Below are 13,862 nucleotides of genomic sequence, written 5' to 3'. Positions count from 1 at the left end.
CTAAGCCGTCGCGCTAAGTAAAACCTGAAGGGCACCGGCGAACGCGCCGACAGTGCCCCAATCGAGACCGACAGTCGGATCGAAACGAGGCAGACGAGACCTCGCAGCAGCGGCGATCGTTCTGCAACGTTGTTGCAACCATCACCGGCCTACGGTGTGTCTCACATCACCAATGATCACCGTTTGAGCTGTGCGAAGGAGTCACCACAATGGCCGTTTACGCCAAGCCCGGAACCGAGGGTTCCGTCATGAGCTTCGAGTCGCGTTACGACAACTGGATCGGCGGCAAGTGGGTTCCCCCGGTCAAGGGCCAGTACTTCGAGAATCCGTCTCCCGTCGACGGCAAGACCTTCTGCGAGGTCGCGCGTTCGACTGCCGAGGACATCGACCTCGCACTCGACGCCGCACACGCCGCCGCACCTGCTTGGGGCAAGACCTCGGTGGCCGAACGCGCGGTGATCCTCAATCAGATCGCCGACCGTATGGAGGCGAACCTGGAGAAGATCGCCGTCGCCGAGTGCTGGGAGAACGGCAAGGCCGTCCGCGAGACGCTCGCCGCCGACATCCCGCTCGCCATCGACCACTTCCGCTACTTCGCAGGCGCCATCCGCGCCCAGGAGGGCGGCATCTCGGAGATCGACCAGGACACGGTCGCCTACCACTTCCACGAGCCACTCGGCGTCGTCGGTCAGATCATCCCGTGGAACTTCCCCATCCTGATGGCCACTTGGAAGCTCGCGCCGGCACTCGCGGCGGGCAACGCCGTGGTCCTCAAGCCCGCCGAACAGACTCCGTCGTCGATCCTGTACCTGATGAGCATCATCGGCGACCTGCTGCCCGACGGCGTCGTGAACATCGTGAACGGCTTCGGCGTCGAAGCGGGCAAGCCGCTGGCGTCGAGCAACCGCATCCGCAAGATCGCATTCACCGGCGAGACGACCACCGGCCGCCTGATCATGCAGTACGCGACCGAGAACCTAATCCCCGTGACCCTGGAACTCGGCGGCAAGAGCCCCAACCTGTTCTTCGACGACGTCATGTCGGCCGACGACGGCTACCTCGACCGCGCTCTCGAGGGCTTCTCGATGTTTGCGCTCAACCAGGGTGAGGTCTGCACCTGCCCGAGCCGCGCCCTCGTCCAGGGCGGCATCTACGACGACTTCCTGGAGAAGGCCGTCGCCCGCGTCAAGGCCATCAAGCAGGGCAACCCGCTCGACACCGACACCATGATGGGCGCACAGGCCAGCAGCGACCAGTGGGAGAAGATCAAGTCGTACCTGGCCATCGGCCGGGACGAGGGCGCCAAGGTGCTCACCGGCGGCGAACCCGCCGACCTCGGCGGCGACCTGTCCGGCGGCTACTACATCCAGCCGACCGTGTTCGCAGGCGACAACAAGATGCGCATCTTCCAGGAGGAGATCTTCGGCCCGGTTCTGGCCGTCGCGTCGTTCACCGACTACGACGACGCAATCTCCATCGCAAACGACACCCTGTACGGCCTCGGTGCGGGCGTGTGGAGCCGCAACGGCGCCGTCGCCTACCGCGCCGGACGTGACATCCAGGCCGGCCGCGTGTGGACGAACACCTACCACGACTACCCGGCACACGCGGCGTTCGGCGGCTACAAGCAGTCCGGCATCGGACGCGAGAACCACCTGATGATGCTCGGCCACTACCAGCAGACGAAGAACCTCCTCGTCGGCTACTCGCAGAACGCCAAGGGCTTCTTCTGAGAAGTTCCACCGAGTACCGCCGATAGACCCTCGCCCGGACCGGCGTTCCCGGTCCGGGCGAGTCTCATCTCTCCACCGGCCCCAGGTGAAAGGATCAACCCATGACCACCACCGCACCCGACCGTGTGGTCGCGACCCAAGCGGGCGTCGACCTTCTCACCAAACTGTCGGAGCTGCACGGCGTACTGATGATCCACCAGTCCGGCGGCTGCTGTGACGGGTCGGCACCGATGTGTTACCCGGTCGGAGAGTTCCGCATAGGCCAGCGCGACGTGCTGGTCGGCGAGATCGACCTGCCCGATCCGCTCCCCGCGGTGCGGGTCTGGATAGGGGGTGACCAGTTCGAGGCGTGGAAACACACGCAGTTGATCATCGACGTCGTCCCCGGTCGCGGTGCGGGCTTCTCCCTCGAAGCGCCCGAAGGTGTGCGTTTCCTGTCCCGCGCCCGCGCTTTCACCGACGACGAGAACAACCTGCTGGAGGCGTCACCGCCGAAGGTCGGAGCGGACTTCGACTGACACGTCGACGAGCGAGCCTCACCGTCCGGAGCGGCGAGCGATCGCAGCGGGAATGAACGCACGGAGCCGATCGGCGGTGACGGCCGTTGGATTCACGACGTGCTGGTGGAGTAGTTCACTGCCTGCCGCGTGCAGTGCGAGCGCCGTCAGCTCTGGGTCTTCCAAGTCGGGATTCAAACGCTCGAGTTCGTCCTGCAGAAAGCCCCGGACCAGCTTCGTCGACTCCGCGAGACGCGCGTGCAGTTCCGGCGGAGCGCCTTGCGGCGGAGACAAGAACAGTCGCCACGCAGACGGATTCTCGTCGATCGCGGCGAGAACACCGTCGAAGACCGTGTCGAACGTCGGGCGCTCCGGCTGGTCTGCGGCCGCGGCGACCGCTGCAGCGAACCCCTCGCCCGCGATGGTGATCTCACGGTCGATGAGCGCGACGAAGAGGCCTGCGAGATCACCGAACTGCTGGTAGACGAGCGACCGGTCGACGCCTGCCCCTGCCGCGATCCGGCCGGGCGTCACTTCGTGAAATCCCTCGTCCAGCACGATCGACCTGGTGACGTCGAGAATCTGTTCACGGCGTTGCGCCGCGCTCATTCGTCGTCGTCCCGTGGTCACCCTTGACATCATAACTCACAGTCTGTGAGCATCAACTCACACATTGTGAGAAATGAGGATGTCGTGACCACGCATTTCCCCCGACTCGCGGAGACGGTCCACAGCCAGCAACACCGACTCCCCAGTCTGTACGGCGACTTCGACTTCGACGCAGTCCCGTACCGGCTCACGACTGATCCGTCTGACGCCTCGGCCCTTCCGGCCCGCGTCGGCGACCGGCAATCGCTGCTCGACGACCCGGAGACCGTCGAGCTGATGAGCATCGCCACATTTCTCGGCGACATCCCGGCCGACAGCTACGCGGCGCTGTCGGCGTCGCACAGCGTGTCGCACCTGATCGCGATGCTGCGTACCGCGTGCCAGCAGGGATTGGACGCGGTGCCCGACGCTCCGCCAGAGCTCTCGTCGTTCATCCGTGCCCTCGAGGACACGCCCGACTGGATCGACATGTCGCTGGTAGCCGAGGGTGCACGCCGCGCCCGAGTGGACGCAGCACTGTTGGCGCCCTTCATCACCCGCGGTGCGTTCATCGCAACGTTCACCAACACGTACGCCGCCCTCCCGATGGCTCTGACCGGCGCGTTGTCGGGCAAGCGAGCGGCGCACCGCGTCAACGAGACGACGAGCTTCTTCGCGGTCACCACGATGCCGGGTGCCCTCGACCGCTCCGGCCCGGGTTTCGAGGCGGCGGCGATGGTGCGTCTGATGCACTCGATGGTCCGTTTCCACGCCCTCACGAAGTCGGAGGTGTGGGACACCTCGGTGTACGGACTGCCAGTTCCGCAGGTCGACCAGATGCCCGCCGGGCTCATCGGGATGTACCTGCTGTCCCAGCGGGTGATCCGGGCCGGCCGGTCGTCGTTCACGCCGGGCGAACGTGCGCTCGTCGAGTTCTCTCGATACCGATGTTTCCTCCTCGGCCTGCCCGAGGAGTTGGTGCCGTCGGAGCCCGACGACATCATTCGTCAGTTCCACGGCCGGGCCGCGGTGCTGCGTCACGGGTTCGACGAGACATGCCGACGCCTGGTGAATTCCACCATGAGCGCCTATCTACGACCCACCGAGTCGTGGTTCGACCGGATCGCCGACGCCGTCGAGCGCAGTTACAGCGCAGTGGGTTTCATGATCGCGTTCTGCGGGGGCGACAGTCGAGCGGCGGCGCGCATGGGAGTCGACATCGGCGTCGCCGACTACGCCCGCATCGCCGCGACCGCGCCGTTCATCGTGGGTCGCATCGCCGCGGTCCGCACCGCGGTCCGGGTACCCGTTCTCCGTGACCCGGTGGATCACTATCTCGTCCGCCTGCTCGACCGACGCCTCGTCACGTACGGCAAGCCCGAGTTCACGAGCGATTCGTCGACCTATACGCCTGCGGTCTGATCACGACCGCTCAGACGGTCCCCGTCCGCCGCGTGCCGCAGCCGACTCCGGGACCGCCAAGTAGTCGACCTGCCGCCAGAGCGCCATCGACCCCGGCACGACAGTCGTCCCGACCGTTGCGGCTTCACCGACGAGCGTCGACACCCGCGGACGGCCGTACTTGATCCCTCGCATGACCAACGTGGCAGCCTGACCGGCGCTGATGCTCGACGCCTTCCGGTACGCGCCCGTCGGTTCGATCATCGGAGTCCGCGTCAGCGGCATCTTGACCGACGTGACGGTCACGCCACGACCCGCGACTTCGCCGGCCAACACCTCGCCGAACGCGTCGAGCGCGGCTTTGCTCGCGGCATACGCGCCGAAGCGCGGACCGAGGGCCTGAGTCGCGATGCTCGACACGTTCACGATCCGTCCGCGGCGGCGCTCGATCATGCCCGGCAGCACTGCCAGCGTGCAGGCGACGGCGCCGAAATAGTTCACGTCCATGGTCCGCCGGTAGTCGTGCATGCGATCGGCCGCATTCACCGTCGACCGACGAATCGATCGACCCGCGTTGTTGACGAGCACATCGATCGGACCGACAGACTCTTCGATGTCGGCCATCATCGACCTGACCGCGTGCTCGTCGGTCACATCGCACTGGCGCACGTGGATCTCACCCGATCGGGAGAGCTCGGCGCGCGCCTGCTCGAGTTCGTCCAGTCGCCGGGCGACGATGACCACGCGAGCGCCCTCGCCGAGGCACCGACGTGCCGTCGCGAGGCCGATCCCAGAGCTTCCACCGGTCACGACCACCACACGCCCGACCAGGTCGAGAGCGCCCAAACGCATGGCCGACGCAGCGTTCTTGACGACATAGCGCTCGATCCCGCGCCGCGCTCCCCACAGCCTGTCCAACGGTCCCGCGCTCATGACTGGACTCCGTCGCGCACCGCGCCGTCGAAGGCGAATTCGACGCCGGTCATCTTCTCCGACTCCGTCCACAGCCGTGCAGCGAGGCGGGAGTTCCGCGAGAGGCGCGTCGAGCGTGATGGCCGCACCGGCCCGCGGGACCCGATGAGCAGCCCCGTCGGCCCCCAGAACACGCCGGGATCGGCCGTTTCGGTCGCCGCGAACAGAGTCGACTCGGCCGCCTTCTCCGGCGGATGTCCCACCAGGCTCGCGCCCAGCACGCCAACGCGATCGAAGACGGTCTCCGTCCGAGCGAACAGATCGGTCCCCGACACGCCCGGATGGACTCCGTACGAGCGGACCGAGCTCCCGGCGTCGCGGAGCCGTCGTTCCAACTCGCGAGCGAACATCAAGTTCGCGAGCTTCGACTGCGCGTATGCGAGGTTCCGCTGGTACCTGCGGTGTCGATAGTCGAGGTCGTCGATCCACAGCTTGGGCGTCTGACTGTGGGCGATGCTCGACAGGGTGACCACTCGGTCGGTGATCCTGTCGAGCAGCAGCCCGGTCAGCGCGAAGTGCCCGAGATGGTTCACACCGAACTGCATCTCGAACCCGTCCACGGTGCGGCGGAACGGGATGTTCATCAACCCGGCGTTGTTGATGAGGACGTCGAACTCCCCCTGCCCTGCGGCGAAGGATCGCACCGACGACAGGTCGGCGAGGTCGAGCCGAGCGACGGTCACATCACCGCCGATCTCACCTGCGACCCTCTCCGCTTTGGCGACGTCCCGGCACGCCAGGACAACGGCGCCGCCCTTGTCGGCCAGCCGCTTCGCCGTCACCGAGCCGAGGCCGCCGTTGGCTCCCGTGATGATGAAACGTCGCCCGGCCTGATTCCCGATGTGATCCGCAGACCAACTCATGTGTGCCTCCCTGAGCCGTTTCGACCTCAGAGTAAGCGTTACTGGCGGTCACGGCAATGGTTGTCAGGCGGCGAGCAGTACACCGACCAGCGCGATCGCGGCCACGAGGACCGTGCCCGACGCGGCGAGGACGAGGGGGCGAAGTCCAACACGACGCATGACGTCGATCCGGATTCCGGCGCCGAGAGCGAACATCGCCGTGGTGAGGGCGATCTTCTGAAGGTCACCACCGATCGAGAGCGCCACGTCCGGCAGCACACCGGACGACCGCAACGCGACGAAGCCGAGGAACCCGAGCACGAACAGCGGGACCAGCGGAGGACGCTTTCCGCCGTCACCGATCTCCTTGCGCTGCCGCACGCTGATCACGGCGAGCACCGGCGCGAGCATCACGACGCGTGCGAGTTTGACGACCACCGCCACGGCCAACGCGCTGCCGCTGATCATTCCACCGGCCGCGACGACCTGTGCGACCTCGTGGATCGAGCCGCCGGCCCACATGCCCGCGGTCGAATCCGACAGACCCATCACGCTCGACAGGAACGGCACTGCCGGAATCATGAGAGTGCCGAAGACGACAACACATCCGACCGCGGCCGCGACGTCCTCTTCTTTGGCGTCGATCACTCCGTCGACGGCGGCGACCGCCGCTGCACCGCAGATCGACATGCCACACGCGATCAGGAGCCGCTGGGCGAAGGGCACACCGAGCAGTTTGCCGATGTAGAGGGTGCCGAGGATGCCGCCGCCCACTATCGCCACGACCACCGCGATGACACCGACGCCGAGGCCGAGGATGTCGCCGACGACGAGTTGCAGGCCGAGGAGCGCAACGCCGATGCGCAGCAGCGTCTTGGACGCGAACGTCAGACCCGGACGAAGTGTGGCCGGCAGGGTGATCATGTTCGCGCACACGGCGCCGAGCAGGATCGCGATGAGCAACGGGCTCATCGCTGGGAGCACGGCCGCCAGACTGACCGCCACGGCCGCCCCGAGACCTGCGAGTGCGAGGCCGGGGAGGACTCCGGCGGTCTGCGGCTTGAGGATCGTCATACGTCCACTGTGGCCGCGGATCGGTGCACCCGGTACCCCGATCCCGAGCATGGATTCATATCTACTTGATATGGGTGATCCATATCTGAACGACATCTCCGCAGGTTATGGTCATGGCATGGATGTGCGATCACTCGACCTGGGTGCGCTGGAGCTGCTCGTCGGCGTCGACGGCCACGGCAGCCTGAGCGCAGCGGCCCGGATGACGGGCGTCGCCCAGCCGAACGCGAGCCGGTCGATCTCACGCCTGGAACGTCAGCTGGGTGTGCCCTTGATCAAACGGGCGACCGCAGGCTCCACGCTCACTCCCCAGGGAACCGTCTTGGTCCACTGGGCCCGCCAGATCGTCGACGGCGCCACCGAACTCCTGGACGTCGCAGAGGGCCTCAAGTCCGATCACACGGCGGAACTGACCGTCGGTGCGTCGATGACCGTCGCCGAGCACCTGCTGCCCCGCTGGCTCGGCACATTCCGCGCCAAGTTTCCCGAGGTGACCGTCCATCTACGTGTGCAGAACTCGTCGACCGTATTCGTGTCGTTGGCGAACGACGCCTGCGACCTCGGTTTTGTCGAGTCTCCGTCTGTGCCGTCGAAGCTGTGCAGCACCGTCGTCGCCCGCGACCGGCTCGTGCTCGTGGTTCCACCCGATCATCCGTGGACGCGGCGCCGACGGAAGGTCAGCGCAGTAGAGCTTGCTGCGACTCCACTCCTGGTCAGAGAGCCCGGGTCGGGCACCCGCACCACACTCGACGACGCGCTGTCAGCGTTCCCGCGCGCCGAGCCGATCCTCGAACTGGGGAGCAGCGCCGCGATCCGAACGTCGGTCGCCGCCGGAGTCGGGCCCGCCGTGCTGAGCAGCCTCGCGATCGCCGACGACGCACGCTCCGGTGCGGTCCGGCCGGTCGAGGTGGACGTCCTCGACCTGTCCCGTGCGCTCCGCGCCGTGTGGCGACCTCCACGTGAACTGCGGGGCCCCGCAGCCGAACTCGTCCGCATCGCCCGAGGGAGCAACACATGACCGCCGAACAACTCGGCTACGACAAGATGGCGCAGACGTATGCCGACCTGATTCCCGACACGTTCGGATCGTCGCTCGAACAGGCCGCGGTGGACGCGTTCGCTTCGGAGGCACGCGGCTCGGACCTCGGCTCGACGATCGTCGACGTCGGCTGCGGCATCGGACATGTCGCGGCGTATCTCACCGACACCGGCTTCACCGTGCTGGCGGTCGACCCGAGCACCGGCATGCGTGAACAGGCCGAACTCGCGCATCCCGACCTGGAGTTCTCCGCCGACGACGCATCGCTGAGCACCGTCGACCTGTCGGCGGTGGCCGGGGTCGTCGCCCGGTTCAGCCTCATCCACGTACCGCCGATCGGTGTGCGCGAAGCTCTGGCCGACTGGGCGTCCCGTCTGCCGTCCGGGGCCTGCGTCCTCCTGGCCGGACAGTCGAGCGATGAACCCGGCGTCGCCGAGTTCGACCACGCAGTCGCCCCCGCCTGGCGATGGCATCCCGACTCGATCGCCGAAGCCGTCACAGATGCCGGTTTCACTGAACTGTGGCGGACGGTGAGCCGACCGGCGGAAGGATTCCACCGTTTCCCCGAGTTCCATCTGTGTGCGAGGAGACTCCGGTGATCAGCGTGACGGCCGCCGACGGCGGCCTGCGCTCTTCCCCTTGCCCGGGATCTTCCCCGCGGCTTCACGGTTTGCGCGCTTGGCTGCGGCCTTCTCCTTGGCCGACCGTTTCGGAGCGGGTTCGGAGCCCCCACGCGACGACGTGGCCTTGCGGCCCCGGACGATGCCGATGAACTCGTCACACAGCTCAGACGTCGGTGCCGACCAGAGGAGACCGACAGTGCTCGTCGGCGCATCCGTCACCGGCCGGTAGACGAGGTCTTTGCGGTGATGCAGTCGCGCCAACGACTGCGGAACCAACAGGAGCCCGATCCCGGCGGCGACGAGCTCGATCGCGTCGGCAACGGTGTCCGGTCGATGTTCGACAGCCGTACCCGGACGGTCGGGCACCGCAAGCGGCTCATCGAGCGGCCACAGGAACGGCTCGTCCGCGACGTCCGCGAACGTCAACTCGTCACCCGCGGTGAGGCCGTGGTCCCTCGGCAGCACCACGACAGTCGTCTCCTCGTACAGCGAGATCGTGTGGTGGGGGCCGGGATCGCCGTGTGCGAGAGCATCGGGCAAGCGTGTGATCGTGACGTCCGCGGTGTCGGTGGCGACCGCTCCAGCGGTGTCGGCGACGTCGAGGGCGACGAGGTCGAGAGGCATATGCGGAAGCCGCTCTTTCCAGATCCTCACCCACTTGGCCGGGGTGACGCCGGGCACGTACCCGAGAGCGAAGCGGCGCGGCGTGTCGGGCGAGGTCACGGTTCGAGGCTACCGCCCGATACCCTGGACTCATGAGCTCGCAGTCGATGAAACCGGCCACCGCCGCCAAGAAGTTGGACGTCTACCTGCCGGCGACCCCCGCAGAGTTCCGCGAAGGCCTGATCACCCGCACCGCACTCGAAGCCCTGCAGGCCGATCCGCCGCAGTGGCTCCGTGACCTGCGGGCCAATGGACCGCATCCGAAGAACCTGGTGGCGGGCAAGCTCGGCATCTCGAATTCGGCACTCGTCCGCGGCGAGATCACCGAAGCACTCACGACTGAGCAGATCAACGCCTTGCTCGAAGAGATGCCGGAGTGGCTGGCCGCAGAACGCGCCCTGCACGTCGAGGTATTGCGCGAGGAGCGCCGTGTGCGGTCGCTGCACGGCGATCGCCGTCGAGCTCGGGAGCAGGCCGAGGCGGAGGCAGCCGCCGAATCCGACGTCGAGGCAGATTCGGCCGAGTGACCACCGGGCAGACTTCGGATCCGCTCCCGCCACAGCGGCCCGAGATTCGAGGTGTGCTCCTGCGCCGCCCGTCTGCACGCGGACGATGGGCGCCCGCCGCTCGGGCCGGCCTGTCGCTCGCGCTGCCCGCAACGATCCTCGCCCTCTGCGGTTTCGGCACAGGCTCGCTCCTCGCCGCCATGGGCGCGTTCGCCGTCCTGTATGGGGAGCGGCGCGCGTATCTGATCCGATGGCGAGTGATCCTGACCGCCGGGGTGCTGCTGACGGCGATGGCCGCGCTCTTCGGCGCTCTCGGTTCGCTCGCAGGCCCGGACGCCTCGACCGTGGTGGACCTGGGTGTTGTCGGCGCCCTCGCCGCGTGCGCGGGCATCAGTGTGTTCGCAGGAAACGCGCTGCGCCTCGGTCCTCCCGGACCGTTCTTCTTCGTCCTCGTCGCGGGGGTCTCCCAACTCGTCACTCGTCACGGCGTCGACGTCGGTCATCTGGTGATGTTCAGTGCGGCGGGGGCCCTGGCCTCGCTGGTCGTGGGAATGGCACCCGTGCTGTGGCACCCGCGTGGACCGGAGACGGCCGCGACGACTGCGGCGCTGGAGGCGGCCGAAAGGTACCTCGCGTCTAACTCGGGCGCTGATCCCGCGGCGCGACACGGCGTTGCACTCTCGACTTTGAACGCGTGGACGGTCCTGCACGATGCGGCCGCCACCGACAGCGAGCTCGCGCAGCGCTTGTGGGCGGCGCATCAGAAGGTCCACGACGCGCAGGTCAGCAGCTTTGTCGCCCCGCTCCCCCGGCCGAGCGTCGCCCGCCGCCTGGCGTTCGCCGCGCGACTCGACAGCCACGCCGCGGTGTCGGCGTTCCGTGCGGCAGTAGCCGCAGCACTCGCGGGGTCGATCGCCGTGCTCTCCGGACTCGGCCGTCCCGATTGGGCGATCCTCGGCGCCGTGCTCGTTCTGCAACTCGGCCCCGATCGCGTGCACGGTTCCATCCGCGGCGCTCAGCGTGTGCTCGGCACAGTGGCGGGCGTCGGCCTGTACGCGATCCTCCACGTACTCGACCTGCACGTCGGTCCGCTGATCGTCGTCCTCGCGATCCTCAACGTGCTGATCGAGTTGACTGTCGCTACGAATTACGCTGTCGCCGTCCTGTTCATCACCCCGTTGGCGCTGCTCATGGGCGGTCCGAGCACGCCCCTGCCCGTCCAGATAGGCGAGCGGATCGGCGAGACCGTTCTCGGCGTGGCCGTGGCGATCGCCGCCGTCTGGCTGCTGTTGCCCCGCATCCACCGGCGGACACTGCACAGTGCCGACTCAGCCGTTCTACGCGCGGGCACCCGGGTGCTCACCGACGGCGCGACGTCGCCCGTCGACGCAGACGGCATGCGACAGAACCGCCGCGACCTGCAGTGGCAGCTCGTCGAGGCTGAACTCGCCGCCACCGACAGCGCATGTGACGAGCCCGCGTGGGCTCGTGAGCAATGGCCCGAGCACACGCGGATCGCAGCCGCCGGCTACGACGTGTTGGGCGCGTGTTGGCGGACGCCGCTGGGTCAGCCGATCGGCGACGGAGTCCGGGCCGAGCTCTCTTCCCGCATCACGCGCTGACGCGGCACCGCCCAGCACAAGAATCCGGCGACGACACACAGGACCGCCGCGGTGTAGAACGCCGGATCGTAGCCGCCGGACGCATCACGGATCGCTCCGGCGCCGAACGCCGCGACGGCCGCTCCGAGCTGATGAGCAGCGAAGATCCACCCGAAGACGACAGGGGTCGCGTCGCCGAACTGCTCGCGAGCCAACGCCATCGTCGGCGGCACGGTCGCCACCCAGTCCAGCCCGTAGAACAGAATGAACACCCAGACGCTCGGAGTGGCCGTCGCCCCGAGGATCGATGGAAGTCCGGCCAGCGCGACACCCCGTCCGAGGTAGTAGATCACCAGCAGGATCCGTGGGTCGACACGATCGGTGAGCCATCCCGACGCGATGGTTCCGACCACGTCGAAGACTCCGACGAGCGCCAGCAGCGACGCCGCCGTCGTCGCGGGCATGCCGTGGTCGCCTGCCGCCGGGATGAAGTGCGTCTGCAGGAGTCCGTTGGTCGTCGCTCCGCAGATCGCGAAGCTGGCCGCGAGCAGCCAGAACACGGGTCGTCGTGCGCCGAGCGCGAGTCCGCCGAGTGCCGCACGCGCCATCCCGCGGTCTTCCCGAACCGGTGCCGTGACCTCCGTCGACCCGAACGCAGCCATCCCCATGTCCGACGGCCACGACCGCAGCAGCAGACCGGCGACCGGCACCACCGCGAGAGCGACGGCGGTGACAACCAGAACCGACGTGCGCCAGCCGTGCGCGTCGGCCAGCGCCGCAACGATCGGCAGGAAGATCAGCTGTCCGGTGGCCGAGGCCGCGGTCAACACTCCGGTCACGAGCCCTCGCCGCTGGACGAACCAGCGGGTGGCGATCGTCGCGACGAACGCAGTCGAGAGCGCGCCGGTGCCCAGCCCGACGAGCACACCCCACAGCAGCACGAGCTGCCAACTGGCCGTCATGACAACCGCGAGTCCCGTGCCCGCAGCGATCAGAGCCAGCGCCGCCGTCACCACCGGTCGGATTCCGAACTTGTCCATGAGCGCCGCGGCGAACGGTGCGGTGAGCCCGTAGAGCGCCATGTTGACGCTCATCGCAGCACCGATGGTGCCGTGCGACCACCCGAACTCGTGGTGCAGCGGATCCATCAGGACACCGGGGACCGACCGGAAGCCTGCCGCCCCGAGAATCGTCAGGAAAGCCACGCCCGCGATCACCCAGGCGTAGTGGATGCGAAGTTTCACGTGAATCAGAATGCCCGGCGTCCAGGCGCAGAACCAGTGGCATGAATGCCAATGAATGTCAGAATAATGCCATGCACACCGTCGCCGTTCTGCTCGTCGAACCCGTCATCGGATTCGACGCGACCATCGCACCCACCTGTTTCGGCAAGGCCGACGACGAGGACGGGAATCCCCTGTACGAGGTTGTCACCTGCAGTGTCAGCGGAGATCCGGTCCAGTCGACGAACGGCTACGCGATCGCACCGGAGTCGGACGCGTCGGTTCTCGCCCGCGCCGACACAGTGGTGATCCCCGGGACGAAGTGCCCACCCGCACGTGCGTCAGGTGAACTGCCAGACGATCTGCGCGAGGCCCTCACCCTGATACGGCCGGGCACCCGACTGGTGTCGATCTGCACCGGTGCCTTCATCCTCGCGGCCGCAGGACTGCTCGACGGCCGTCCCGTCACCACACATTGGCAGGCAGGCGCCGATCTACATCGGCTGCATCCGACGGTCACACTGATAGATCACGTCCTGTACGTCGACGACGGCGACATCCTCACCTCGGCCGGAGTCGCATCGGGTATCGACCTGTGCCTGCACATCATCCGTGGTGACCACGGCACCGCCGCCGCGGCCCGCGTCGCCAGGTACTGCGTTCTGCCGCCCGCCCGCGAAGGGACTCATCCGCAGTTCGTCGACCGCCCCGTGCCCGCACGGGGCGAAGGAAGCACCGCCGCGGCGAGACGGTGGGCGACCGAGAATCCGGCGGAGAACTTGTCTGTCGACCGTCTGGCGCGGCAATCGGAGATGAGCGTTCGCACGTTCAATCGGCGGTTCCGCGAAGAGACCGGCCAGACGCCGGGAGTCTGGGTGCAACGACTGCGACTCGACCACGCGCGCGAGTTGCTCGAACGCAGCGACCTCTCGATCGACGCAGTCGCCGAACGATCGGGGCTCGGCAGCTCGTCGAGCCTCCGCGTCCACCTGCGTCGTGACACCGGGATGCCGCCGGCGATGTACCGCCGAGCGTTCGGACGGTCGGTGACCGGTAACGTCTCGCGCGCTTCGGGACGATCGAAACGGTAGAGACGATCG

General features: G+C 67.5%; 14 protein-coding genes. 8 read left to right on the top strand and 6 right to left on the bottom strand.

Annotation, left to right across the window (positions count from 1 at the left end; genetic code table 11):
- The first annotated feature begins 209 nt into the window (after positions 1–209).
- Entirely contained in the window at positions 210–1,733 is a 1,524-nt protein-coding gene (exaC, locus tag WFK36_RS14310) for an acetaldehyde dehydrogenase ExaC (RefSeq protein ID WP_336792481.1), read from the top strand.
- 101 nt (positions 1,734–1,834) lie between these two features.
- Complete coding sequence (locus tag WFK36_RS14305) at positions 1,835–2,251, top strand: DUF779 domain-containing protein (protein ID WP_336792480.1); 417 nt, start codon at positions 1,835–1,837, stop codon at positions 2,249–2,251.
- Between the two features lie 18 nt (positions 2,252–2,269).
- Here the strand turns inward: WFK36_RS14305 and WFK36_RS14300 are convergent, their stop codons facing one another.
- Complete coding sequence (locus WFK36_RS14300; protein ID WP_223291461.1) at positions 2,270–2,869, bottom strand: TetR/AcrR family transcriptional regulator; 600 nt, start codon at positions 2,867–2,869, stop codon at positions 2,270–2,272.
- A gap of 54 nt (positions 2,870–2,923) precedes the next feature.
- Here WFK36_RS14300 and WFK36_RS14295 point away from each other — a divergent pair, with 54 nt between their 5' ends.
- Positions 2,924–4,240, top strand: coding sequence for an oxygenase MpaB family protein (locus tag WFK36_RS14295; RefSeq protein ID WP_336792479.1), 1,317 nt, complete (start codon positions 2,924–2,926; stop codon positions 4,238–4,240).
- Here the strand turns inward: WFK36_RS14295 and WFK36_RS14290 are convergent, their stop codons facing one another.
- The 3 genes from WFK36_RS14290 to WFK36_RS14280 all read right to left on the bottom strand — a co-directional run bounded on the left by WFK36_RS14290 (position 4,241) and on the right by WFK36_RS14280 (position 7,107).
- The gene (locus tag WFK36_RS14290) at positions 4,241–5,152 is read right to left on the bottom strand and encodes an SDR family NAD(P)-dependent oxidoreductase (RefSeq protein WP_336792477.1); all 912 of its coding nucleotides are present in this window, start codon (positions 5,150–5,152) and stop codon (positions 4,241–4,243) included.
- A complete protein-coding gene (locus tag WFK36_RS14285; protein ID WP_336792475.1) occupies positions 5,149–6,054 on the bottom strand; it encodes an oxidoreductase in 906 nt (301 codons plus the stop codon). The genes WFK36_RS14290 and WFK36_RS14285 overlap by 4 nt, the downstream gene beginning before the upstream one ends.
- 63 nt (positions 6,055–6,117) lie before the next feature.
- Complete coding sequence (locus tag WFK36_RS14280) at positions 6,118–7,107, bottom strand: YeiH family protein (protein WP_336792473.1); 990 nt, start codon at positions 7,105–7,107, stop codon at positions 6,118–6,120.
- Between the two features lie 118 nt (positions 7,108–7,225).
- Between WFK36_RS14280 and WFK36_RS14275 the strand changes: the two genes are divergently transcribed.
- Together WFK36_RS14275 and WFK36_RS14270 are read left to right on the top strand one after the other, a co-directional pair.
- Positions 7,226–8,125 carry a LysR family transcriptional regulator gene (locus WFK36_RS14275; protein ID WP_336792471.1) on the top strand — a complete coding sequence of 300 codons (900 nt, stop codon included), beginning with the start codon at positions 7,226–7,228 and terminating at the stop codon, positions 8,123–8,125.
- Positions 8,122–8,745, top strand: coding sequence for a class I SAM-dependent methyltransferase (locus tag WFK36_RS14270; RefSeq protein WP_336792469.1), 624 nt, complete (start codon positions 8,122–8,124; stop codon positions 8,743–8,745). Before WFK36_RS14275 ends, WFK36_RS14270 begins: the two co-directional genes overlap by 4 nt.
- On the opposite strand, the gene WFK36_RS14265 is transcribed toward WFK36_RS14270, so the two are convergent.
- A complete protein-coding gene (locus tag WFK36_RS14265; RefSeq protein ID WP_336792468.1) occupies positions 8,746–9,492 on the bottom strand; it encodes a LysR substrate-binding domain-containing protein in 747 nt (248 codons plus the stop codon).
- A gap of 47 nt (positions 9,493–9,539) precedes the next feature.
- On the opposite strand from WFK36_RS14265, the gene WFK36_RS14260 reads away from it, so the two are divergent.
- Together WFK36_RS14260 and WFK36_RS14255 are read left to right on the top strand one after the other, a co-directional pair.
- Positions 9,540–9,959, top strand: coding sequence for a DUF5997 family protein (locus WFK36_RS14260; protein ID WP_336792546.1), 420 nt, complete (start codon positions 9,540–9,542; stop codon positions 9,957–9,959).
- Positions 9,956–11,560, top strand: a complete 1,605-nt coding sequence (locus WFK36_RS14255; RefSeq protein ID WP_336792467.1) for an FUSC family protein — start codon at positions 9,956–9,958, stop codon at positions 11,558–11,560. Before WFK36_RS14260 ends, WFK36_RS14255 begins: the two co-directional genes overlap by 4 nt.
- On the opposite strand, the gene WFK36_RS14250 is transcribed toward WFK36_RS14255, so the two are convergent.
- Entirely contained in the window at positions 11,506–12,783 is a 1,278-nt protein-coding gene (locus WFK36_RS14250; RefSeq protein ID WP_336792466.1) for an MFS transporter, read from the bottom strand. The genes WFK36_RS14255 and WFK36_RS14250 overlap by 55 nt on opposite strands.
- 71 nt (positions 12,784–12,854) lie before the next feature.
- On the opposite strand from WFK36_RS14250, the gene WFK36_RS14245 reads away from it, so the two are divergent.
- Positions 12,855–13,853 (top strand): GlxA family transcriptional regulator, encoded by a 999-nt coding sequence (locus WFK36_RS14245; RefSeq protein ID WP_336792464.1) that lies wholly within the window; start codon positions 12,855–12,857, stop codon positions 13,851–13,853.
- Positions 13,854–13,862: the final 9 nt, after the last annotated feature.

The sequence above is a fragment of the Gordonia malaquae genome (genome assembly GCF_037148075.1).
In the GTDB taxonomy this organism is placed as follows: Bacteria; Actinomycetota; Actinomycetes; order Mycobacteriales; family Mycobacteriaceae; genus Gordonia; species Gordonia malaquae.
This window is presented reverse-complemented; position numbering and strand designations above follow the sequence as displayed.

Coding starts and splice junctions, on each gene's coding strand:
- WFK36_RS14300 (WP_223291461.1), bottom strand. CDS start 2,869: ATGTCAAGGGTGACCACGGGACGACGACGAATGAGCGCGGCGCAACGC.
- exaC (WP_336792481.1), top strand. CDS start 210: ATGGCCGTTTACGCCAAGCCCGGAACCGAGGGTTCCGTCATGAGCTTC.
- WFK36_RS14290 (WP_336792477.1), bottom strand. CDS start 5,152: ATGAGCGCGGGACCGTTGGACAGGCTGTGGGGAGCGCGGCGCGGGATC.
- WFK36_RS14270 (WP_336792469.1), top strand. CDS start 8,122: ATGACCGCCGAACAACTCGGCTACGACAAGATGGCGCAGACGTATGCC.
- WFK36_RS14245 (WP_336792464.1), top strand. CDS start 12,855: ATGCACACCGTCGCCGTTCTGCTCGTCGAACCCGTCATCGGATTCGAC.
- WFK36_RS14280 (WP_336792473.1), bottom strand. CDS start 7,107: ATGACGATCCTCAAGCCGCAGACCGCCGGAGTCCTCCCCGGCCTCGCA.
- WFK36_RS14285 (WP_336792475.1), bottom strand. CDS start 6,054: ATGAGTTGGTCTGCGGATCACATCGGGAATCAGGCCGGGCGACGTTTC.
- WFK36_RS14275 (WP_336792471.1), top strand. CDS start 7,226: ATGGATGTGCGATCACTCGACCTGGGTGCGCTGGAGCTGCTCGTCGGC.
- WFK36_RS14305 (WP_336792480.1), top strand. CDS start 1,835: ATGACCACCACCGCACCCGACCGTGTGGTCGCGACCCAAGCGGGCGTC.
- WFK36_RS14260 (WP_336792546.1), top strand. CDS start 9,540: ATGAAACCGGCCACCGCCGCCAAGAAGTTGGACGTCTACCTGCCGGCG.